General features: G+C 74.8%; 4 protein-coding genes. 1 reads left to right on the top strand and 3 read right to left on the bottom strand.

Features of this window, described 5'->3' with window-relative positions; all coding sequences use genetic code 11:
* Positions 1–14 precede the first annotated feature (14 nt).
* Genes Q5425_RS24060 through Q5425_RS24050 form a run of 3 tightly spaced genes read right to left on the bottom strand, consistent with a single transcriptional unit; the run spans position 15 to position 23,962 of the window.
* On the bottom strand, positions 15–19,646 hold the full coding sequence (locus Q5425_RS24060) for a type I polyketide synthase (protein ID WP_308674552.1): 19,632 nt from the start codon (positions 19,644–19,646) through the stop codon (positions 15–17).
* 37 nt (positions 19,647–19,683) lie between these two features.
* Complete coding sequence (locus Q5425_RS24055; protein ID WP_308674551.1) at positions 19,684–22,443, bottom strand: acyltransferase domain-containing protein; 2,760 nt, start codon at positions 22,441–22,443, stop codon at positions 19,684–19,686.
* Between the two features lie 28 nt (positions 22,444–22,471).
* A complete protein-coding gene (locus tag Q5425_RS24050) occupies positions 22,472–23,962 on the bottom strand; it encodes an FAD-binding protein (protein WP_308674550.1) in 1,491 nt (496 codons plus the stop codon).
* A 245-nt stretch (positions 23,963–24,207) separates the two neighbouring features.
* Here Q5425_RS24050 and Q5425_RS24045 point away from each other — a divergent pair, with 245 nt between their 5' ends.
* Positions 24,208–24,999 carry a hypothetical protein gene (locus Q5425_RS24045; RefSeq protein ID WP_308674549.1) on the top strand — a complete coding sequence of 264 codons (792 nt, stop codon included), beginning with the start codon at positions 24,208–24,210 and terminating at the stop codon, positions 24,997–24,999.
* Positions 25,000–25,015: the final 16 nt, after the last annotated feature.

The following is a 25,015-nucleotide window of genomic DNA, read 5'->3' as shown; positions in this document are numbered from 1 at the left end:
GCTCCAGGAGTGGGTCATCGGGAATCGGTACCGTCCAGCGCCAGCCGCACCAGCGCTTCGGCGTCCAGGTCGTCGACGGCGTCCGGGTCGCTGCTTTCGGCCGCGTCGAGCCCGGCCAGCTCCAGCAGCGCCGTCATAAGGCCGGCGTCGCGGAAGCGGGCCAGCGGCACGGTGGTCAGCGCCGCCCGGATCCGGGCCTCTTCGGGATCGGCCGCGGCGCCGGGCCGCAGGACACCGAGGAGGTGCGCGGCGAGCGCCGCCGGGGTCGGGTGGTCGAAGACGACCGTCGCGGGCAGGGCCACCCCGGCGGCCGCCGCCAGGCGGTTGCGGAACTCGACGGAGGTCAGGGAGTCGAAGCCCAGCTCGGTGAACGGCCGGGCCGCGGCGACGGCGTCGGCGCCACGGTGCCCGAGTGCGACCGCCGCTTCGGAGCGGACCAGGCCCAGCAGCGTCCGTTCGGCTTCGGCCTCGGACAGCCCGGCCAGTTCGTCTCGGAGGTCGGTGCCGGGGACCTCCGCTTCGAGGACCTGCCGCGCTTCCGGCACGCCGAGGAGCAGCGCGCTCGGGCGGGCGGAGGTGAAGGCGGGCACGAACCGCGTCCAGTCGACGTCGGCCAGGGTCAGCGTGGTCTCGTCCCGCCCGGCCGCGCCGGCGAGCGCGCGGACGGCGAGCGCGGGCCGCAGCGGCGTGAGGCCGCGGCGCCGCAGGTAGTCCTCGGCGTTGTGGTCGGCCGCCATGCCGCCGTCGGCCCACGGACCCCAGGCCAGCGCGGTCGCGGCCCGGCCCGCGGCCCGGCGGCGGCGGGCGAGCGCGTCGAGGTGGGCGTTGGCCGCGGCGTAGGCGGACTGGCCGCCGCTGCCCCAGATCCCGGCGATGGAAGAGAACAGGACGAAGGCGTCGAGTTCGGTGTCGCCGAGGAGCGCGTCGAGGTTTTCGGCGCCGGTCACCTTGGCGGACAGGATGGTCTCGAAGGCCCCGAGGTCCGGGTCGTCCAGAGGCGTCGCGCCGCCGGTCCCGGCCGCGTGGACGACGGCGGTCAGGTCGTCGCCGATCTCGTCGAGCACGACGGCCAGCGCGGCCCGGTCGGCGACGTCGCAGGCCGCGATCGTGACGTCGGCACCCGCGCCGGCCAGCTCGGCGAGCAGGTCTTCCGCGCCCGGCGCTCGTGTGCCGCGGCGGCTGGTGAGGACGATCCGTTCGGCACCCGCGGCGGCGAGCCAGCGGGCGACGTGCGCGCCGAGGGCGCCCGTGCCGCCGGTGACGAGCACCGTGCCGCGCGGCTGCCACGGCCGCCCGGCGGGGACGCCGGTGACCGGGACGAGCCGCCGGACGAACCGGCCGTCCGTTCGCAGGGCGACCTGGTCCTCGGCCGGGTCCGCGAGGGCTTGGAGCAGGAGGTCGGCGATGCGGGCGTCGAGGGCGGGAACGGGCGGGACTTCGGTTCGGGCGGTGACTTCGCCGGCCTGGGCCCCGGAATGCGCTGGAGCCTGCGGGGCTTCGCCGCCCCGGCCCCCGAGGCCCGCCGGAACAGGCGGGACTTCGGTTCGGGCGGGGGCCTCGCCGGCCGGCAGGTCGACCAGGCCGCCCCAGGCTTGGGGCCGGTCGAGGGCCGCGCTGCGGCCGAGGCCCCAGACCTGGGCCTGGGTCGCGTCGGGGGCCGGGTCGGGGTGGCCGATGGCCACGGCACCTCTCGTGACCGTCCACACCGGACTGTCCGGCACCGCCCGGAGCAAGGCGAGCGTCGCCGCCACCCCGGCCGGGACGGTTCCCGCTCCCTCCGTGAGCGCGAGCAGGGACAGGACCGCGTCCACACCCGGCGCAGCCGACGCGAGAGCCTCCTCGCTCGGGTCGTCGAGCCGGGTGAACGCAACACCGCGCACGGTGAGAGCCGCCGCGACCTGGTCACCCAGGCGGGCTTCGCCGGCCGGGACGGCCAGCAGCCACCGGCCCGGCGGGACCGAACCGGTCTCGCGCGCCGGCTCCCAGGCGATCCGGTACCGCCAACCGTCCACAGCGGACTCTTCGTCCCGGCGCCGTCGCCAGGACGACAGCGCCGGGAGCAACGCGGTCAGGGACGGGCGCTGGTCTTCGCCGATCGCCAGCGCCCCGGCCAGCTCGCCGACGTCCTCGCGTTCGACCGCCGACCAGAACGCCGTGTCCGCCGCGGGCGCGGGAGCGGCCGGTTCGAGCCAGTAGTGCTCGTGCTGGAACGCGTAGGTCGGCAGCTCCACGCGCCCGGCGGGGCCGAAGACCGCGCCCAGGTCGGCGGCCGCGCCGTTCGCGAACAACGTCGCCAGCGCGGTCAGCGCCGCCTCGCCGTCCGGCCGGTCGCGCCGCAGCGACGGCACCACGACGACGTCCCCCGAGACGCTGTCGCGGGCCATCGAGCTGAGGACGCCGTCCGGCCCCAGTTCCAGGAAGAACCGCGCGCCTTCGGCTTCGAGCGTGGCGACGCCGTCGGCGAACCGGACGGCCTCCCGCACGTGCCGCACCCAGTAGTCCGCCGTGAACGGCTCGGCGAGAGCACCGCTCACATTCGAGAGCACCGGGATTTCCGCCGGGTGGTAGGTGACCTTGTCAGCGGCCGCGCGGAACTCGTCAAGCATCGGGTCGAGGTGCGGCGAGTGGAAGGCGTGGCTGACACTGAGCCGCTTGGTCCGCACACCCCGGCCGGCGAACTCCGCGGCGACGGCGAGGACCGCGGGCTCGTCGCCGGAGACGACCACCGACGCCGGGCCGTTGACCGCGGCGATGGCCACCCGGTCGTTCAGCAGCGGCCGGACGTCGGACTCCGGCGCGGCGATCGACACCATCGCGCCGCCCTTCGGCAGCGCCTGCATGAGGGCGGCGCGGGCCGAAACGAGCAGGCAGGCGTCTTCGAGGGAGAACACCCCGGCGACGTGCGCCGCGGCGAGCTCGCCGATGGAGTGCCCGGCGACGAACGACGGCCGCACACCCCACGACTCGAAGAGCCGGTACAGCGCAACCTCGACGGCGAACAGCGCGGGCTGGGTGAACCCGGTTTCGTCGAGGCCCGGCGCGTCGCCGAACACGACATCGCGCACGGGCACGGTGAACTCGGCGCAGATCTCGTCGAACGCCGCCGCGTAGACCGGGAAGCGGTCGTAGAGTTCGCGGCCCATGCCGGTCCGTTGCGCGCCCTGGCCGGTGAACAGCACCGCGAGCTTGCCGGACGCCGCCGTGCCGCGGACGACCCCGGGTGCGGGATCGCCGGCGGCCAGCGCACGGAGCCCGGACAGGAGTTCTTCGCGGTTGGTGCCGAGCACGACGGCGCGGTCGTCGAACCGCGGACGGGTGAGCAACGCCCCGGCGACTGCCGCGGGGGAAGCATCGGGCAGCTCACGCGCCTGGGCTCGCAACGCCGGCTCGCCCGCGGCCGACAAAATCCCCGCCGCCGCCGCCAGCTTGTGCGCCTGGGCCCGCAACGCCGGCTCTCCCTTCCCCGACAACGCCCACGCCACCACCGGCAGCTCCGGCACCGGCACCTGCGCCGCAACCGGCTCCACCGGCAGTTCCAAGATCGCGTGCGCGTTGGTCCCCGAAATCCCGAACGCCGAGATCCCGGCCCGGCGCGGCCGCCCGGTCACCGGCCACGGCCGCTGGTCCGTGAGCAGCTCGACCGCCCCCGAGGTCCAGTCCACCCGGGTCGACGGCGCGTCCACGTGCAGGGTCTTCGGCAGCACGCCGTGGCGCATGGCCTGGACCATCTTGATCACCCCGGCCACGCCCGCGGCCGACTGGGTGTGGCCGAGGTTCGACTTCAGCGAGCCCAGCCAGACCGGCGTCGCACGGTCCTGGCCGTAGGTGGCCAGCACCGCCTGCGCCTCGATCGGGTCACCCAAAGTTGTGCCGGTGCCGTGGGCTTCCACCACGTCGACGTCCGAAGTGGACAATCCCGCGTTCGCCAGTGCCGCCCGGATCACGCGCTGCTGCGACGGGCCGTTGGGTGCGGTCAGGCCGTTCGACGCACCGTCGGAGTTGACCGCCGAACCGCGGACGAGCGCCAGGACCTCGTGGCCGTTGCGCCGCGCGTCCGACAGCCGCTCCAAGACGACCATGCCCGCGCCTTCGCTCCAGCCGGTGCCGTCGGCCGCGTCCGCGAACGCCTTGCAGCGGCCGTCCGCGGACAGGCCGCGCTGGCGGCTGAACTCGACGAAGATGTCCGGTGTGCCGAGGACCGCGACCCCGCCGGCGAGCGCCAGGTCGCATTCGCCCGCCCGCAGCGCCTGCCCGGCCAGGTGCAGCGCGACCAGCGACGACGAGCAGGCCGTGTCCACCGTGACCGCGGAGCCCTCCAGCCCCAGGTGGTAGGCGACCCGCCCGGACAGCACGCTGCCCGCGTTGCCGGTGAGCAGGTGCCCCTCGACACCGTCCGCGGCCGGCGCCCGGCCCGCCGCGTACCCGGAGTGGGCGGCACCGACGAACACGCCCGTGTTGCTGCCGCGCAGCGTGCCCGGGTCGATCCCCGCCCGTTCGAAGGCCTCCCACGAGACCTCCAGCAGCAGCCGCTGCTGCGGGTCCATGGCCAGGGCCTCGCGCGGGGAGATCCCGAAGAACGCGGCGTCGAAGCGGGCGGCGCCGGGCAGGAACCCGCCGCCGGTGGCGTAGAACGTGCCCGGGTGCGCCGGGTCCGGGTGGTAGAGCTCCTCGACGGGCCAGCCGCGGTCGGCCGGGAACCCGCCGATCGCGTCGCGGCCCTCGGCGACCAGGCGCCACAGCGCGTCGGCCGAATCGACGTCGCCCGGGAAGCGGCAGCTCATCGCGACGATGGCGATCGGGTCGCCGGCGGCGGCCCGCGCCGCCGGGACCACCGCGGGGTGCGCTCCGGCGAGTTCGCCGTGCAGGAACCCGGCCAGCACCTCGGGGTTCGGGTAGTCGAAGACGAGGGTCGCGGGCAGCGCGCGGCCCGTCGCGGTGGCGAGCCGGTTGCGCAGCTCCACCGCCGTCAGCGAGTCGAAGCCGGCGTCCTTGAACGCCCGCCCCGGGTCGACGGCGCCGGCGCTCGCGTGCCCCAGCACCGCCGCGACGTGCTTGCGGACCAGCTCCAGCAACCGGCCCCGGGCCTCTTCGGGGGCCAGACCGGTCCAGCTGTCGTCGGCGACGGCCGCCGTGGCCCGGCGCACCGGTGTGCGCACGAGCTTGCGCCACAGGGGAGCCAGGTCGTCGGCCGCGCGCAGGGCGGCGAGGTCCAGGCGCAGCGGCACGGCGACCGGCCTGCCGAGCCCGGTGGCGGCATCCAGCGCGGCCAATGCGTCCTCAGTGGACAATGGCCGGATCCCGGACCGTTCGATGCGGCCGCGGTCGCGGTCACCGAGCTTGCCGGTCATCGCGCTGCCGAGCGCCCACTGGCCCCAGGCCAGGGACACGGCGGGCAGGCCTTGGGAGCGCCGTTGCGTGGCGAGCGCGTCCAGTGCGCTGTTCGCCGCGGCGTACCCGCTTTGCCCGGCCGCGCCGACGATCCCGGCGACCGAGGAGAACAGGACGAACCAGGCCAGATCGTGGTCCCGGGCCAGCCTGCCGAGCGCCGACGCGCCGTCCACTTTGGCGCGAAGCACCGAGGCCACCCGGGCCGGTGTCTGCGCTTCGAGCACGCCGTCGTCGAGGATCCCGGCGGCGTGCACCACCCCGATCAGCGGGTGCCCGGCGGGGATCTCCCGCAGCACGTCCGCCGCGAAGCCGGGCTCGGCCACGTCGCCGGCGACCACGATCGCCTCGACGCCGAGCGCGGTCAGTTCTTCGCACAACCCGGCCGCGCCGGGTGCGTCCGGTCCCCGCCTGCTCACCAGCACCAGCCGCCGGACGCCCGGGCGGCGGGCCAGGTGCCGCGCCACGGCCGCGCCGAGCGTGCCGGTGCCGCCGGTGACGAGCACGGTGCCCACCGGCTCCGGGCGCGGCAGCGTGAGCACGTTCTTGCCGACGTGCTTGGCCTGGCTGACGAACCGGAAGGCCTCGGCCGCCCGGCCGAGCTCCCAGGCGCGCAGCGGCAACGGCGTCAGCTCGCCGCGGCCGAAGGCGGCGAGGAGGTCGGCGAGGATGGCCGCGATCCGGTCCGGGCCGGGGTCGCCGAGGTCGAAGGTGTGGTGGCCCGGGCCCTCGCGGACGTCGGTCTTGCCCAGCTCGACGAACCGGCCGCCGGGGGCGAGCAGCTCCAGCGAGGCGTCGGTGAACGGGCCGGTCAGGGAGTTCAGGACGACGTCGACCGGCCGGAACTTCTCCCGGAAGCCCAGGGTGCGCGAACTCGCCAGGTGCGCGTCGTCGAGGCCGAGTTCGCGCAGCACGGCGTGCTTGCCTTCGCTCGCCGTCGCGAACACCTCGGCGCCCGTCCAGCGGGCCAGCTGCACCGCGGCCATCCCGACGCCACCGGCGGCCGCGTGGACGAGCACGGATTGCCCGGCGCGCAGCCCGCCGAGGTCGAACAGCCCGTAGTAAGCGGTCACGAAGGCGACCGGGACGGTCGCCGCCTCGGCGAACGTCCACCCGGCGGGCATCGGCGCCAGCCGGCGGGCATCGGCGACGGCCCGCGGCGCGAAGGCGTCGTCGACCAGGCCGAACACGCGGTCCCCGGCGGCGAGGTGCCGGACCGCGGAGCCGGCTTCGACGACCACGCCCGCCGCTTCGGAGCCGAGCCGCGCTGCGGGATCGGGGTACATGCCGAGGGAGATGAGCACGTCACGGAAGTTGAGCCCGGCCGCGCGCACCTCGATGCGGACGTCGTTGTCGCCCAGTGGCGCCTCGGCCGCTTCGGCCAGGGCCAGGCCGTCGGTGGTGCCGGTGCCGGTGGTGACCAGCCGCCACGCGCCTCCGGCCGGCGGGGTCAGCGGCATTCCGCTCGCGCGGACCAGCCGTGGCGCCGACGCGGTGCCTTCCCGCAAGGCCAGCTGCGGTTCGCCATAGGTGTCCACAGTGGACAGCAGGTCCAGGGACCGCGGGTCGTCGTCGACGTCGACCAGGAGGAACCGGCCGGGGTGCTCCGCCTGCGCGGAGCGCACCAAGCCACCGGCGGCCGCGGCCGCGAGGTCACCGTCGGCCGCACCGCGGGTGACGACGACCAGCCGGCCCGTGCGCTCCTCGGCGAGCCAGGACTGCAGCCGTTCCAGGACCCGGCCGGTGGTCTCGTGCACCTCGTCCCCGGCCACCGAAGCGAAGACGAGTTCCTCGCGCGGTGCCGCGGGATCGGCGGTGACCTCGGTCCAGACCTGCTCGAACAGCGTATCCGGGAGGGTGCCCGGTGCGGCGGCGACCGCGCGCAGCAGCAACGAGCCCACGGTCACCACGGGTGCGCCGGTGGTGTCCCACGCGGTGACGGCGACGGCGTTCTCCCCCGCCGGCGACAGCCGGACCCGCAGCTCGGTGGCGCCGGTGGCGTGCACCGCGACCCGGGTGAAGGAGAAGGGGACGCGGGCCGCACCGTCGTCGGGGGTGACGATGCCGAGGCCCAGCGGGTGCAGGGCGGCGTCGAGCAGGGCCGGGTGCAGCGCGAACCCCTCAGCGTCGAACGGCTCCGGCAGCGCCACTTCGGCGAACAGTTCGGCGCCGTGCCGCCAGACGCGGGTGAGGCCGCCGAACGCTTCGCCGTAGACGAAGCCCATCGCGGCGAGCCGCGGGTAGAGCGCTTCGACGTCGACCACCTCGGCTCCCGCCGGCGGCCACTCGCCGGAGCTTTCACGTGAAAGCTCGGCGGAGCTTTCACGTGAAAGCTCGGGACCGCTGACGCTGCCGGTGGCGTGTCGCGTCCAGTCCGCGCCGGAGCCGGCGGGCCGGGAGGACACCGTGATCGGGCGGCGGCCGTCCGGGCCGGCCGGGCCGGCCGAGACCTGGACGGTGACCGCGCCGCGGGCGGGCAGCACCAGCGGCGCGGCGAACGTCAGCTCGTCGACGACGGCGCAGCCCGCCTGGTCACCGGCCTGCACGACCAGTTCGAGCAGCGCGGTGCCGGGCAGCAGGACCGTGCCGGACAGCGCGTGCCCGGCCAGCCACGGGTGCGTCTCCAGCGACAGGCGTCCACTGAGGACGATCCCCTCGTCGCCGGCCAGCTCGACCGCCGCGCCGAGCAGCGGGTGCTCGAGCGCGCCCACGCCGACCGCGCCGAGGTCGCTGCGGGCCGCGACCGGGCGCGGCCAGTAGCGTTCGCGCTGGAACGGGTAGCTCGGCAGGGCGATCCGGCGGCCGCCGGGGAAGAACGCCGCCCAGTCGACGTCGACGCCGTGGACGTGAACAGTGCTCAACGCGGTGAGCAGTGCCCTCTCCTCGTCGCGGCCCCGGCGCAGGGCGGGGACGGCGGTGCCGTCGACCAGCGCGCTGAGGACTCCGTCGGGGCCCAGTTCGAAGAAGATCCCGACTCCCGCGGCCTGCAAGGTCGAGACACCGTCGGCGAACCGGACGGCTTCCCGGACGTGCCGGACCCAGTAGTCCGCCGTGAACGACTCTGCGAGAGCACCGCTCACATTCGAGATCACCGGGATCTCGGCGGGGTGGTGCGTCAGGGTTTCGGCGACCGCGCGGAACTCCGCCAGCATCGGGTCCATCAGCGGCGAGTGGAACGCGTGGCTCACGCTGAGCCGTTTGGTCTTGACGCCGTCCGCGGCAAATCCGGCGGCGATGTCCAGCACCACCGCTTCGACCCCGGAGATCACCACCGACGACGGGCCGTTCACCGCCGCGACGGACACGCCGTCACAACCGTCCACAGCGGACAGGACGGCCGCCTCGGCGGCGGCGATCGACACCATCGCGCCACCGGCGGGCAGGGCCTGCATCAGCGCAGCACGGGCCGCGACCAGGCGGCACGCGTCTTCGAGGGACAGCACTCCGGCGACGTGGGCGGCCGAAATCTCGCCGATCGAGTGCCCGGCGACAAAATCCGGACGGACGCCGAACGACTCGGCCAGCCGGAACAACGCGACCTCGACCGCGAACAACGCGGGCTGGGTGAACTCCGTGCGGTTCAGCAGCTCGGCGTCGTCGAAGGCCTCGCGCAGCTCCGGGCCGAAGTGCGCGAGCACGGCGTCGAACGCTTCGGCATAGACCGGGAACCGGTCGTGGAGACCGCGGCCCATGCCGACCCGCTGCGCACCCTGGCCGGTGAACAGCACGGCCAGCAACGCGTCGGGGTCGGCGGTGCCGGTGATGACGTCGGAGCCGAGCAACACGGCACGGCGGTCGAGCCGGGCCCGGGTGGTGGCCAGCGAAAAGCCGACGTCCACCGGGTTCGCGTCCAGCTCGCGAACCTGGGCCGTCAACGCCGTGAGAGCAGCTTCGTCGTGCGCGGAAAGCACCCAGGGCAGCAGCGCGTCCGTCGGTTCGGGCTCAGGTTGCGGCAAACCGGCCGGGGCCTGTTCCAGGATCGTGTGCACGTTGGTGCCGCTGACGCCGAACGCCGACACCGCGGCCCGGCGGGGCCGGTCGCGCTCCGGCCAGGCACGGGCTTCGGTGAGCAGCTCGACCGCTCCGGCCGACCAGTCCACTTGGGACGACGGTGCGTCGACGTGCAGCGTGCGCGGCAGGACGCCGTGCCGCAGCGCCTCGACCGTCTTGATCACCCCGGCCATGCCGGCCGCGGCCTGCGTGTGCCCCAGGTTGGACTTGACCGAACCCAGCCACAGCGGCTCGTCGCGGTCCTGGCCGTAAGTGGCCAGCAGCGCCTGCGCCTCGATCGGGTCGCCGAGGCGGGTCCCGGTGCCGTGCGCTTCGACGGCGTCGACGTCCGAAGCAGACAGACCCGCGTTCACCAGCGCGGCCCGGATCACCCGCTGCTGCGACGGACCGTTCGGCGCGCTCAGGCCGTTCGACGCGCCGTCGGAGTTCACCGCCGAACCCCGCACCACGGCGAGCACCGGGTGGCCGTTCCGCTGCGCGTCCGACAGGCGTTCCAGCAGCACCAGGCCGACACCCTCGCCCCAGCCGGTGCCGTCCGCGGCGTCGGCGAACGCCTTGCAGCGGCCGTCCGAAGCGAGCCCGCGCTGGCGGGCGAACTCCAGGAACGCCATCGGCTTGGCCATGATCGCCACCCCGCCGGCCAGTGCGAGGGAGCATTCACCCTGCCGCAGCGACTGCGCGGCCAGGTGCAGCGCGACCAGCGCCGACGAGCACGCGGTGTCGACCGTGACCGCCGGGCCCTCCAGCCCGAAGGTGTAGGACAGCCGCCCGGACATCACGCTGGGGGCCTCGCCGGTGAGCAGGTACCCCTCCGAGCCGGACGGTCCCTGTTCGAGGTGCGCGCCGTAGCCGGAGGTGCTGGCCCCGACGAAGACGCCGGTCCGGCTGCCGCGCAGGCCGGCGGGGTCGAACCCGGCCCGTTCGAGCACCTCCCACGACGTCTCCAGCAGCACCCGCTGCTGCGGATCCATCGCCAGTGCCTCGCGCGGCGAGATGCCGAAGAAGCCCGCGTCGAACTCCGCCGCGTCCGCCACGAACCCGCCGACCTCGGCGAATTCCGCGTCGCCGAACGACGTCAGGTCCCAGCCGCGGTCGGCGGGGAACGCCGTCAGCGCGTCGACGCCGCCGTCGACGAGCCGCCAGAGGTCTTCCGGCGAGCGCACGCCACCGGGGAAGCGGCAGCCCATCGCCACGACGGCGATCGGTTCGTCGACGGCCGCGGCCGAGGTGACCACCGCGGTTCCGGTGCGGCCCAGCAGCAGCCGGTGCAGTTCTTCGGCCAGCGCGGCCGGGTTCGGGTGGTCGAACACGAGCGTGGCGGGCAGGGTCAGCCCGGTCGCCGCGTTGATCCGGTTGCGGACTTCGACCGCGGTCAGCGAGTCGAAGCCCAGCTCGCGGAACGCCCGCCCGGCCGGGACCGCCGTCGCCGAGTCGTGCCCCAGGACCGAGGCGGCCTGGCCGCGCACGAGGTCCAGCAGCAGCCGCCGGGCTTCGGTCTCGCCCATCCCGGCGATCCGGCGGGCCAGCGCGGGCCGCGCCACCTCCGGCTCTCCGGAAAGGAGGGCCCGGACCTCGGGGAGGTCTTCGATCAGCGGACGCCGCCGGGACAGCGTGAACCCGGGCGCGAACCGGGCCCAGTCGACGTCGGCAACGGCCAGGAAGACCTCTCGCGCGTCGAGGGCCTGGCAAAGCGCCTCGACCGCGGCTTCCGGGGCCATCTCGCGGAGGCCGCGGCGGCGGAGCTGGTCTTCCAGCTCGACGTCGCCCGCCATGCCGCCACCGCCCCAGAAGCCCCAGGCGACCGAGGTGGCGGCAGCTCCGCGGGCGCGGCGCTGCTCGGCGAGGGCGTCGAGGTAGGCGTTGCCCGCGCCGTACGCTCCCTGGCCGCCGCTGCCCCAGACACCGGCGTTCGAGGAGAAGAGCACAAAGGCGTCGAGGTCGTCACCGAGCAGTTCGTCGAGGTTGCGAGCGCCGGCGACCTTCCCCTCGACCACGGCGGCGAATTCGGCCGCGGTGGTGTCCAGCACCGGGGTCGCCTGCGGCAGCCCGGCCGCGTGCACCACCGCGCGCACCGGCTCGTCCAGGCTGGCCAGCAGGGCGGCGAGGGCGTCGCGGTCGGCGACGTCGCACGCGGCGATCGTCACCCGCGCCCCGAGTGCGGAGAGTTCGGTCTCGAGTTCGGCCGCGCCCGGCGCGGCCGGGCCACGGCGGCTGGTCAGCACCAGGTGCCCGGCACCGTCCGCGGCGAGCCGGCGGGCGACGTGGCCGCCCAGCGCGCCGGTGCCCCCGGTGACCAGGACGGTGCCCCGCGGCTTCCACCGCTGCGCCACCGGCGTGAAGGGCGCGCGGACCAAGCGCCGGGCCAGCAGCCCGGACGGCCGGATCGCGAGCTGGTCTTCGGCGTCCACTCCGGACAGTGCGGCGGCGAGCAACGCCGCTGTCGCCGCGTCCGCTGCGGCGGGCAGGTCGAGCAGCCCGCCCCAGATCGCCGGGAGCTCGAGGCCGATCACCCGGCCCAGGCCCCACGTCATCGCCTGGTCGGGAGAGATCCCGTCGCCGGTGACTCCGCCGCGGGTCAGCAGCCACAACGGCGTTCCGCTCCCGGCCATGGCCTGGGCCAGCGCGAGGTTCGCGGTGGCTCCGGCGGTTTCGTCGAGCGCGAGCAGCGAGACGACCCCGGCGTATCCCTCGGCGCCGGTGAATCCGGACGTCACGACGGGCTCGGCACCGTGCGCGGCGAGAGCGTCCGGGACACCGGCGTCGTCGTGCCCGTCCGGGACGACGACCAGCCAGCGGCCGGACAGCTCCGGCGCGGACGGCGTGGCGACGGGCTTCCACTCGATGCGGTACCGCCACGAGTCCACTTCGGACCCGATACGGGCCCGGTCGCGCCAGCGGGTCAGCGCGGGCAGGACCTCGGCCAGGGTGCTGCCGGGTTCGACGTCGAGGGTGCCCGCGACCGTGTCGAGGTCGAGACCGTCCACGGCGGCCCAGAACGCGGCATCCACCGGGTCGGCGGCCGCGGTGCCCGCGTCGAGCCAGTAGCGACGGCGCTGGAACGCGTAGGTGGGCAGCTCGACGCGGTGGGCACCGGGGAACGCGGGCGTCCAGTCGACCGCGACCCCGCGGACGTGCGCCTCGCCGAGTGACCGGAGGAACCGCTCGTACCCACCGTCGTCGCGGCGCAGCGAACCGAGCGCTTCGACGCCGTCGGTCTCGCCGATCGCCGTGGTCAGCACGGGGTGCGGTGAGGATTCGACGAACGTGCCGAAGCCTTCCGCGGCGAGCGTGGCCACCGCGACGTCGAGCCGGACGGTCTCGCGCAGGTTCGTGTACCAGTACGCGGCGTCCAGCTCGGCGCCGTCGAGCCAGGTGCCGGTGACGGTCGAGAAGAACGGGATGTCGCCGGTCCGCGGCCGGATCGGGGCCAGCACGTCGAGGAGTTCGGCGTGGAGCTGCTCGACCTGCGGCGAGTGGGACGCGTAGTCGACGGGAATCCGCCTGGCGCGCACGCCGTCCGCCTCGCACGCGGCGATCAGCGCGTCCAGCGCGCCGGGTTCGCCGGAGACGACGACGGCGGCCGGGCCGTTCACGGCGGCGATCGACAGCCCGCCGGTCAGCCGCGCCTCGACAGCTTCCCGGGGTGCCGCGACGGAGACCATGCCGCCGCCCCCGGCCAACGCCAGGATGGCCCTGCTGCGCAACGCCACCACGCGGGCACCGTCCTCGAGCGACAGTGCCCCGGAGACCACGGCAGCGGCGATCTCGCCCTGCGAGTGACCCACCACCGCTTCCGGCACCACACCGAAGGAGCGCCACAATTCGGCCAGCGACACCATCACGGCCCACAACGCGGGCTGGACGACATCGACGCGGTCCAACGCACCGGCGTCGGCCAGGACGTCCCGCAGCGACCAGTCCACAAAGGACCTCAGGGCGGCCGCGCACTCGTCGAGGCGGGCCGCGAACACCGGCGACGACTCCGCCAGCTCCAAGGCCATGCCCGCCCACTGCGAACCCTGGCCCGGGAACACGAGGGCGGTCCGGCCCGGGACCACCGTTCCGGTGACCACGTTCGGCGCCGGCATCTCCTCGGCCAGGGCGGACAGCCCGGCCAGCAGCGCGTCCCGGCCCGAGCCGGTGACGACCGCGCGGTGGGGGAAGGCGGTGCGGGAAGCCGTCAGCGAGAACGCGATGTCGGCGAGGCCGTCTTCGGCGGCACGCTCTTGCAGCGCGGCGGCTTGGGCCCGCAGCGCCTCGGGCGACTTGGCGGACAACACCCACGGCACCACGGCGGGCTCGGGCGTGGGCGCGAGGCCGGCGTCACCTTGCTCCAGGATGACGTGGGCGTTCGTGCCGGAGATGCCGAACGACGAGATCGCGGCCCGCCGCGGCCGCGGCGGCTCCCACGGGCGGGGCTCGTCGAGCAGCCGCACGGCGCCGCTCTCCCAGTCCACGTGGGACGACGGCGGGCCCGCGTGCAGGGTCCGCGGCAGCACGCCGTGCCGCAGCGCCTGCACGGTCTTGATCACGCCGGCGACCCCCGCGGCGGCCTGGGTGTGGCCGATGTTCGACTTGAGCGAGCCGAGCCACAGCGGCTCGTCGCGGTCCTGGCCGTAGGTCGCGAGCAGCGCCTGCGCCTCGATCGGGTCGCCCAGTGCGGTGCCGGTGCCGTGCGCCTCGACCAGGTCGACGTCCGTTGTGGACAGTCCGGCGTCGGCGAGGGCGGCGCGGATGACGCGCTGCTGCGCCGGGCCGCTGGGTGCGCTGAGCCCGTTCGAGGCGCCGTCCTGGTTGAGTGCGCTGCCGCGCAGCACGGCGAGCACCGGGTGGCCGAGGCGCCGCGCGTCGGACAGCCGCTCGACCAGCACCAGGCCGGCGCCCTCGGCCATGCCCATGCCGTCGGCTCCGTCCCCGAACGCCTTGCAGCGCCCGTCGGCGGCCAGCCCGCGCTGACGGCTGAAGGCCGTGAACGACGACGGCGTCACCATCACCGCGACCCCGCCAGCGAGGGCCAGCGAGCACTCGCCGCGGCGCAGGGCCTGCGCGGCCAGGTGCAGCGCCACCAGCGACGACGAGCAAGCGGCGTCGACGGTGAGCGCGGGCCCCTCCAGCCCGAGGGTGTAGGCGACGCGGCCGGACAGCACGCTCGACACGCTGCCGGTGAGCAGGTGCCCTTCGAGGCCGTCCGGGATCTCCCGCATCCGCGTGTAGTAGTCCTGGTAGTTGGCGCCGACGAAGACGCCCGCCGGTTCGCCGCGCAGGGTGGCCGGGTCGATCCCGGCGTGCTCGATGGTCTCCCACGCGATCTCCAGCAGCAGCCGCTGCTGCGGGTCCATGGCCAGGGCCTCGCGCGGCGAAATCCCGAAGAAGCCGGCGTCGAAGTCGGCGACGTCGTGCAGGAAGCCGCCTTCGCGGACCGTCGACGTCCCCTGCTCGTCGGCGTCACCGCCGAACAGCTTCGCCAGGTCCCAGCCGCGGTCGGTGGGGAACCCCGAGATGGCGTCGCGGCCTTCGGCGACGAGGGTCCACAGGTCGTCCGCCGACCGCACGCCGCCGGGGTACCGGCAGCCCATGCCGATGATCGCGATCGGGTCGTCGGCGTTCGCCGTCCGGGTCACCGTGACCGGCCCGGTGCGCGTGCCGAGCACGGCGTCCCGCAGGTGCACGGCCAGCCGTCGCGGGGTCGGGTGGTCGAAGACCAGCGTCGCGGGCAGCCGCAGGCCGGTCGCGGCGGCGATCCGGGTGCGCACGTCGAGGGCGGTCAGCGAGTCGAAGCCGAGGTCGGTGAACGGCCGGTCCGGCTCGACGGCGTCGCCGCCCGCGTGCCCGAGCACCGCGGCGGCCTGGGCGCGGACCAGGTCGAGGAGCAGCCGATCGGCTTCGCCGCCGGACAGCCCGGCGAGCTGCGCGGCCAGCGGAGCCGTATCGACGGCCGGTGCCGTCGTGGCTTCGCGCAGCTGCCGGACCTGGGGCAGGTCGTCGAACAGCGGCCGGGCACGGCCGGCGGTGAACACCGGGACGAACCGGGCCCAGTCGACGTCGGCGAGCACCACGAACGTCTCGTCGTGGCCGAGGGTTTCGTGCAGCGCGGCGATCGCCGTGGCCGGGTCCATCAGCGGCAGCCCGCGCCGGGCCAGCTGCCCGGAGTCGACGCCCTCGGACATCCCGCCCCGGCCCTCGATCTCCGTCGGTGCCCAGACGCCCCAGGCGATCGAGGTCGCGGCCGCGCCGCGGGCCCGGCGCTGCTCGGCCAGCGTGTCGAGGAAGGTGTTGGCGGCGGAGTAGGCCGCGTGGTCGCCGCTGCCCCAGACCCCGGCGATCGAAGAGAACAGCACGAACGCGTCGAGGTCGTCGCCGAGCAGCTCGTCGAGGTGGCGGGCCCCGGCGACCTTCGCCCGGACGACCTCGGCGAACCCCGGCAGGGTCGTCTCGGCCACCGGCAGCAGTTCGACCGTGCCGGCGGCGTGGAACACCGAGCGGACCGGCTCGCCGAGGTCCGCCAGCAGCGCGGCGAGGGCGTCGCGATCGGCGACGTCGCAGCGCGCGAGGGTGACGCGGGTGCCCAGCGCCTCCAGTTCGGCGGCCAGTTCGCGGGCGCCGGGCGCGTCCGGTCCGCGACGGCCGGTCAGGACCAGGTGCGTGGCCCCTTCCGCGGCGAGCCAGCGGGCGACGTGCGTGCCGAGCGCCCCGGTCCCGCCGGTGACGAGCACCGTGCCCCCGGGCCGCCAGTCCCGCGGCCGCTCGCTCCGGCCGGCGGTGCGCAGCCGCCGGGCGCGGAGGCCACCCGGCCGCACGGCGAGCTGGTCCTCGTCCCCGCGGGCGGCCAGGATCCGGCCCAGCCGGTCCAGCTCCGCGGGGCCGGGAGCCGGGGTGAGGTCGACGAGACCGCCCCACCGGTCCGCGTGTTCCAGCGCGAGGACACGACCGAGGCCCCAGAGCAGCGACTGTTCGAGGCCCGGAAGTTCGTCGGCGGGTCCGGTGCGGACCGCGCCGCGGGTGAGCACCCACAGCGGGGCGGTGATCCCGGCGTCGCCCAGCGCCTGGGCGAGGACCAGGGTCAGGAGCAGCCCGGCCGGGCTGTCCGGGAACTCCGGGTGCGGGCGTTCGTCGGCGGCGAGCAGCGACACCACGCCGTCGAACGGCCCGGTGAGGCGCTCGGCCAGCGCGGCGCGATCGGTGCCGGTCAGGGTGAGGGTGACCACGTCGGCGGTGCGGGCGAGGGTGTCCACGACGTCCTGGCTGGTGCCGTCCTCGCCGCGCACGACCAGCCAGCGCCCGGACGGCATGGCGGCGGGCAGGTCGGCGGGCTGCCAGGTGATCCCGTACCGCCAGGAGTCCACAGTGGATTCGACGGTCCGGCGGCGCCGCCACCGGGCCAGCGCCGGGAGGACCTCCGCCAGCGGGGTGTCGACCGCAACGCCGAGCGTGCCGGCCAGATCCGCCGGGTCGTCTCGGTCCACGACGTCCCAGAACCGCGCGTCGGCGGGCGCGGCCTCGCCGCGGTACCCGTCTTCGGTGCGCAGCCAGAAGCTTTCGCGCTGGAAGGCGTAGGTGGGCAGGTCGACGCGGCCCGCGCCGGGGAACGCCGGGGTCCAGTCGACCTCGACACCGGCGCAGTGGGCCTCGGCGAGGGCCCGCTGGAACCGGGCGAGGCCGCCGTCGCCGCGGCGCAAGGTGCCCAGCGCGGTCGCCGTCTCGCCGATGGCCATCGTCAGCACCGGGTGCGGCGAAGCCTCGATGAAGGTGCCGAAACCGCGTTCGGTCAGCGCCCGCACGGCGTCGTCGAGCAGCACGGTGCCGCGGAGGTTCGTGTACCAGTACCCGGCGTCCAGTTCGGCGCCGTCGGCCCAGTCGCCGGTCACGGTGGAGAAGAAGCCGGTCCCGGCGGTTTGCGGGGCGATCGGGGCGAGCACGGTCAGGAGCTCGTCGCGGATCTGTTCGACCTGCGCCGAATGCGAGGCGTAGTCCACGGGGATCCGCTTGGCGCGCAGGCCGTCGGCCTCGCACGACGCGAGCAACGCGTCGAGCGCACCCGGGTCACCCGAGACCACCACCGCGGCCGGGCCGTTCACCGCCGCGATCGACAGCCCTTCGGTCAGCCGCGCCTCGACGGTCTCGAGGGGTGCGGCCACCGAAACCATGCCGCCGCGCCCGGCCAGGGCCAGGAGCGCCTTGCTCCGCAGCGCGACCACCCGGGCGCCGTCTTCGAGCGGCAGCGCCCCGGCGACCACCGCGGCCGCGATCTCCCCCTGCGAATGCCCCACCACCGCGTCGGGCACGACACCGTACGAGCGCCACAGCCCGGCCAGCGACACCATCACGGCGAACAGCGCGGGCTGGACCACGTCGACCCTCGCCAACGCGTCGGCGTCGGCCAGTACGTCGCGCAGCGACCAGTTTACGAAGGACGCCAAAGCCGACGCACACTCGTCCAGACGGGCCGCGAACACCGGCGACGACTCCGCCAGCTCGAGAGCCATCCCGGCCCACTGCGAACCCTGGCCCGGGAACACCAGCGCGACCTTGCCCGGCTTCCCGGCGACCCCGGACACCACCGAATCGTCCGGCGCACCCTCGGCGACGGCGGTCAGCCCGCGCAGCAGTTCCGCGCGGTCCCGGCCGACCACGACGGCCCGGTGCTCGAACCGGGCCCGCGTCACGGCCAGCGAGTAGCCGACATCGGGCAGCCCCAGCCCGTCCACCGCGGACACGAGCGCCGTCGCCTGCGCGCGCAGGGCTTCCGCGGTGCGCCCCGACACCACCCACGGAACGACCGGCCCCAAGCGCCCCAATGTGGCGTTCGGTGCGTCCAACGCACCCAATGCGGCGTTCGGTGCGTTGGACGCAACCAACGCCACATTGGGGCGCTCGGGCGCGGCTTCGAGGATGGCGTGCGCGTTTGTCCCCGAGATGCCGAAGGACGACACGGCCGCGCGCCGCGGGTGGTCCCGCTCGGGCCACTCGACGTCGCCGTCCAGCAGCCGCAGGGTGCCCGCCGACCAGTCCACTTCGGACGTCGGGCGGGCGGCGTGCTTCGACGCGGGGAGCGTCGCGTGCTGCAGGGCCAGCACGGCCTTCAGCACCCCGGCGACGCCCGCCGCGGCTTGGGTGTGCCCGATGTTGGACTTCACCGATCCCAGCCACAGCGGCCGTTCCGGCGACCGGCCGCGGCCGTAGGTCTCCAGCAGCGCCTGCGCTTCGATCGGGTCGCCGAGCGGGGTGCCGGTGCCGTGCGCCTCCATCAGGTCGACCTGGCTCGCCGCCACCCGGGCGTTGGCGAGCGCGTCGAGGATGACCCGCTCCTGCGACGGCCCGTTCGGCGCGCTGAGCCCGTTCGACGCACCGTCGGAGTTGACCGCCGAACCGCGGACGACCGCGAGCACGGGGTGCCCGTGGCGCTGGGCGTCGGACAGCCGTTCCAGCACCAGCATCCCGGCGCCCTCGGCGGCGCCGAAGCCGTCGGCGTCCGCGGAAAACGGCTTGCACCGGCCGTCCGGCGAAAGCGCCCGCTGCCGGCTGAGCTCGATCAGGATGCCCGGTGTCGCCATCACCGTCACCCCGCCGGCCAGCGCCAGCGAGCACTCGTCGCGGCGCAGCGCCTGCACCGCCCAGTGCAGCGCCACCAGCGACGACGAGCACGCGGTGTCGACGGTGACCGCGGGCCCCTCCAGTCCCAGCACGTAGGCGATCCGGCCGGAGGCGACGCTGGTGATCGTGCCGGTGAGCAGGTGCCCCTCGACCGACTCGGGCACCTTGTGCGAGCTCGGCGCGTAGTTCTGCTGCATCGCCCCGACGAACACGCCGGTGCGGCTCGACCGCAGCGTCCGCGGGTCGATGCCGCCGCGTTCGAGGGCCTCCCACGACGTCTCCAGCAGGAGCCGCTGCTGCGGGTCCATCGCGAGGGCCTCGCGCGGGGAGATGCCGAAGAAGCCGGCGTCGAACCGGTCGGCGTCGTGCAGGAACGCGCCGCCGCGCATGGAGAACGTGCCGGGCCGCGACGGGTCCGGGTCGTAGAGCGCGGCCCAGTCCCGGTTGGCGGGCAGGTCGCCGATGACGTCGCCGCCCTCGGACACCAAGCGCCACAACGCTTCCGGCGTCTCGATCCCGCCCGGGAAGCGGCAGCCCATGCCGACGATCGCGATCGGCTCGGTGTCCCGCGCCTCGAAGTCCCGCAACCGCTGCTTGGCCTGGCGCAGGTCCGCCGTGGCCAGCTTCAGGTAGTCGCGGAGCTTGTCCTCGTTCGCCATGTGCCGTCAACTCCGTGCCTTGTACGCCGGACCCGTCTCAGGACAGGTCGAGCTCCCGATCGAGCAGTGCGAAGATTTCGTCGTCCGACGCGGCGTCGAGCGGGGCGTCCCCGGGTTCGGGGCCGCGCACCTCCACCGCGCCGTCCAGCCGGAACAGCAGGTCCCGCAGCCGGACCTTGACCCGGCCGTGCAGCGGGCCGCCCGGCTCGCCGGACAGGGCCGCCTCCAGCCGGTCGAGGTCCGCGAGCACGTCGGAATCCGCGGGGCTCAGCGCTTCCAGCAGGTGCCCGGCCAGCGCGGCCGGGGTCGGGTAGTCGAAGGCCAGGGTGGTACGCAGCTTCAGCCCGGTCGCCTCGGCGAGCCGGTTGCGCAGCTCCACCGCGGTCAGCGACTCGAAGCCGAGCCCGGTGAACGCGTCGTCGCCGCCGATCCCGGCCGCGCCGGCCAGGCCGAGGGCCTGCGCGGTGTGGTCGAGGACCAGGTCCAGCAGCAGTTCGGCGCGGGCGGGCGCGGGCAACGCGGCCACCTTTGCGGCGAACCCGCCGTCCGGCTCGGTCCGGGTGGCCGGCCCGGTGTGCGGAGCGCGGACGTACTCCTGCGGCAACGCGCCGAGGACGACGTTCTCCGCCGAGAAGACCGGACGGCCCACCCCGTCGGCCGCGGTCACGGCCACCGAGTCCGCGCCGGTGGCGCGCAGCCGGATCCGCAGCGCCGTCGCGCCGGCCGCGTGCAGGGTCAGCCCGCTCCACGAGGACGCGAGCCAGCCGTCGGCCTCCGCCGCGGCGGGGAACAGCGCGACCGCTTGCAGGGCCGGGTCCAGCAGTGCGGGGTGGAGTCCGTAACCGGCCCCGCTGCCGGCCTCCGGCGGCAGGGCGATCTCGGCGAACAGCTCGCCGTCGCGGGACCAGGCCGCGGTGAGCCCGCCGAACGCCGGCCCGAGTTCGATCCCGTACCCGCGGAGGCGGTCGCGGACGGTCGTGACGTCTTCGGGACGCGCACCGGGCGGCGGCCACTCGGCGGGCACCGGCTCGCCCCCCGCCGAACCCGCGGTCTCGGCCATGGTCCCGGTCGCGTGCCGCGTCCACGGCCCGCCCTGGGCGGCGCCGACCGAGTCCGGCCGGGCGAACACCCCGATCCGGCGCGCGCCGGCGTCGTCGACCGGGCCGATCCGCACCTGCAGGCACAGCGCTTCCTCGGCAAAGACGACCGGCAGGTGCTGGGTGAGTTCTTCGATCCGGGCACAGCCGAGTTCGGTGGCCGCGTGCACGACGAGCTCGACGAGCACCGACGACGGCAGCACGGTCCGGCCGAGCACGGTGTGCCCGGCCAGCCACGGGTGCTGCGCGGCCGAGAGACGGCCGGTGAACAGCCAGCCGCCGTCCTCGGCGAGCTCGAGCGCCGCGCCGAGCAGGGGGTGGCCGGCGGCGAGCAGGCCGGCGGCGGCGACCGTGGCGTCCGTGCCCGCGCCGGGCAGCGAGAGGGGTTCCGCCGCACCGCCGGGGAAGGCCGCGGTCCAGTCCACGCTCGCGCCGGAGACGTAGGCCGCGGCGAGCGAGCCGAGGAAGGAGCGTGGGCCGTCTTCCCGGCGGCGGATCGTGCCGAGCACCGCGGCCCGGCCGTCGAGCGCGTCGACCGTGTCCTGCACCGCGACCGTCAGCACCGGGTGCGGGCTGATCTCGGCGAAGACGCCGTAGCCCTGCTCGACGAGCCCGCGGGTGGCCTCGTCGAAGCGGACGGGGTTGCGCAGGTTGCGGAACCAGTAGCCGGCGTCGAGCGTGGCGGTGTCCAGCGGGCCTTCGGTCACCGTCGAGTGGAACGGGATCACGGTGGACACCGGGCTCAGCGGGGCGAGGTCGGCGAGCAGCCGGTCGCGGATGTCGTCGATGTGGCGCGAGTGGGCGGCCAGCCCGACCGGGATGCGCCGGGCCCGCACGCCCTCGGCGGTCAGGTCGGCCAAGAGTTCCGCCACAGCAGCCGAATCGCCCGAGACGATCACCCACGTCGGCGCGTTCACCGCGCCGACGTCCAGCCCGTCGCGGCCGGCCAGCCGGGCCCGCACCTCGGCCACCGGCAGCGGCACCGAGATCATGTCGCCGCGACCGGACAGCGTCGCCTGGGCGCTGCTCCACAACGCGGCCACGCGCATGCCGTCGCCGTGCGAGAGGGCGCCGGTGGCGCAGGCGGCGGCCACCTCGCCGAGGCTGTGCCCGACGACGGCGGCCGGTTCGACGCCGTGCGCGCGCCACAGCGCGGCCAGCGCCACCATCACCGCGAACAGCACCGGCTGCACGACGTCGGCCCCGTCGTCCAGCGTCGGGGCGCCGGTGTGTCCACGAAGGACGTCCATGATGGACCAGCCGGCGAAGGGCGCGAGCGCGGCGTCGCAGCGGGCGAGTTCCGCGGCGAACACCGGCGACCAGTCCAGCAGGTCCAGTGCCATGCCCGGCCACTGCGAACCCTGGCCGGGGAAGACGAACACGACCCGCTCGGCGCGCCGGGCGCTGCCGCGCACCACCTCGGGCGGGTGCTGCCCGGCGGCCAGGGTTTCCAGCCCGCGCAGGCCGTCGGTGCGGCCGCCGGCCAGGAGCACGACCCGGTGGGCCCGGCCGGTGTCCTCGGCGGCGACCGAGCGCGCGAACGACTCGAACGGCGTGTCCGGGTGGTCGGCGAGGTACCGCGCGAGGCGGTGGGCCTTCGACCGCAGCCCCGCTTTGCTGTCCGCGGAGACGATCAGCGGCACGACGTCGTGACCACTGCCGGTGTGCTCGTGCTCGGTGGTCAGGGTCGGGGTGGCCACTCGTTACCTCCCGGGTGGGGCGGCCGGCTCAAGGCAGGCGCACGGAGAACGGGTTCCGGAACACGTCGCCCGGGTCCCAGCGCGCCTTGACCGCCTGCAGCCGCGGGTAGTTGTGCTGGTGGTAGAGCTCGTGCCAGGCCAGCCCGGAGCCGTTCCACCGCTCGTCCTGCACGTCGAAGTCCGGGTTGTTCACGTAGGACCCGTTCGTCCGCTCGTCCGGCACCGGCACGCCGCCGGTTCCGGCGTAGACGTCGGCGTAGAACTCCCGCAGCCACGCCAGGTGCGGCTCGGCCTGTTCGGAGGCGTCCCAGTGCGTGGAGTAGACGAGCTTGAGGATGCTGTCCCGCTGCGCGATCGCGGTCTCGGACGGCGAAAGGGCGTTCATCCGCCCGCCGCAGCCGACGAACATCACGCCGGCGCGGTGGTTGCCGTAGTCCTCGCGGAGCAGGTGCCGATAAAGCTTCGCGGCCTGCTCGTCGGTGCAGCGCTTGCGCAGGTCGGCCGCCTTGATCTTGAAGCTCAGCGTGTGGTCGCCGCTGTCGGCGATGCCGCCCCACGACGTCGCGTGCAGCCACGGCAGTTCTTGGCGGCTGCTCAGCGCCGGGGCGACGCCGAGGTCCCGGCGGATCGCGGCGACGTAGTCGTCCAGCAGGGCGGCCGCGTTCGGGGCGGCGCTGTCGATCTGAGTCGACATGGCGACGAACTGGGACGCGCGCGTTCCGCACCACAGGCCGCTGTAGAGGTCCTCGTACGCGGAGCCGGGGTCGCTGTTGCGCTCGTACCACTCGCCGTGGTTGCGCAGGAGCCGGGTGAACGCGGTTTCGTCGAGCATGTCCCACACCCAGACGTCCTGCTGCACCAGCAGCCGGGCGGGCGGGGACGGCAGGAGGGCCTCCGGTGCGCCGGTCGCGCCGGGGATCCGCAGCCAATAGCGCGTCACGACGCCGAAGCTGCCGCCGCCACCGCCGGTGTGCGCCCACCACAGGTCGTGGTTTTCGTCGCCCGCGTCGCGGGTCGCGACCACCGCGCGGGCGGTGCCGTGCGCGTCGACCACGACCACCTCGACCGCGTACAGGTGGTCGGAGACGTAGCCGAACTTCCGCGACAGCGGGCCGTACCCGCCGCCCGCGATGTGCCCGCCCAGCCCGACGCTCGGGCAGGACCCGGCCGGGATGGTGACGCCCCAGCGCTTGTAGAGCGTCCGGTAGGCCTGGCCCACGGTCGCGCCCGGCTCCACGACGAAGGCGTCGCGCTCGGCGTCGAAAGCGATCCGGTGCATTTCGGACAGGTCGATGACGACCTGGACGTCCGGCGCGCCGACCATCGCCTCGACGCAGTGCCCGCCGCTGCGGACGGCGATCCGCCTGCCCTCGCGCACCGCGGCGCCGACCGCGGCCACCACCTCGTCGGTGGACGTCGGCACGCAGACGTAGTCGGGCTTGCCGACCCAGCGCTGGTTGACCCCGCGCACGAGATCGGCGTACCGGGCGTCGTCCGGCAGAACGGTCACCGCACCCATCGATCGCCCTCATTCCGCTCGGACATCCCCGGTTTCGAACGGCACCGGAAATGGGCATCCCACGCACCGTCTTCGTCGCCGAACACTACGGCGGCGCCGATCACCACTCCAACCCCTAACCCCCCGGAACCGCTGCTCAACGGCCGCTTTCTTAGGGGCGCGCTAGGGGTTACCGGTCCGATCGGCCGCTGCTAGCTTCAGACTGCGGAAATCTTTATTCTGCCAATCAACAAGGGCGGGCAATCGTGGCCGAACTCCATTCATGGCACCCGATCGACGAGAATTCGGACGACAAGGAAATAATCATCACGGTTGATTTCACGGTCACCGGGCGGCCGGAAGCGGGGTTCGCCGAGCTCGCGAAGCACCTCGAGACGCCGTACGGCATCTGGGAGAGCCTGCCGCCCGCCGTCGGCGACGAGACCGGCATGACCGGCGAGGACTACCTCGACCGGTGGACTTCGGAGCTGCGCGCGAGCGGCGCCGACGTCAAGGCGGTGTTCGGCTACTGCGCGTCCAGCGTGTTCGCCCTCGCCATCGCCGAGCGCGTCGCGACCTGGCAGGCGAAGCCGCGGGTGGTCCTGTTCGACCCGACCGCCGCCACCGGGTTCACCGTGCTGCACTACGGCTTCTTCCGCGTGGTGGACGCCCTCGCGGCCGTCCTCACCGAGGACGAGGTGCGGGACGCGCACGCCGCCGGCGAGGCCGCCCAGCGCACCCACGACGACCTGGAGACGCTCACGAAGGAGTTCGTGCGCCTCTACCGCGAGGTCGGCAGCACCGCGTTCGAGCGGGTCGGCCTGGAAGCCGACCGCGCCGACGAGCTCGTCGAGTGGTTCAGCAGCTACATGACCTACCTGGTGGCCGCTTCCCAGCTCACCGTCGCCGGCGACCTCGACGGCGTCGACGTGATCCGCTCCGCCGAACTGCCCGGCGCCCTCGAGATCGGCGCCCGCGAAGTCCGGTTCGACATCGACCACTCCGGCCTGCTCAGCCAGCCGGAGGTCGCGCAGGCCGTCCGCGGCCTGCTCCCCTGACCGCCCGTTCGCCCGC

It is taken from the genome of Amycolatopsis sp. A133 (assembly GCF_031082405.1).
Classification (GTDB): Bacteria; Actinomycetota; Actinomycetes; order Mycobacteriales; family Pseudonocardiaceae; genus Amycolatopsis.
Note: the sequence above shows the minus strand (reverse complement) of the source record. Positions and strands in the feature narration are given on the sequence as shown.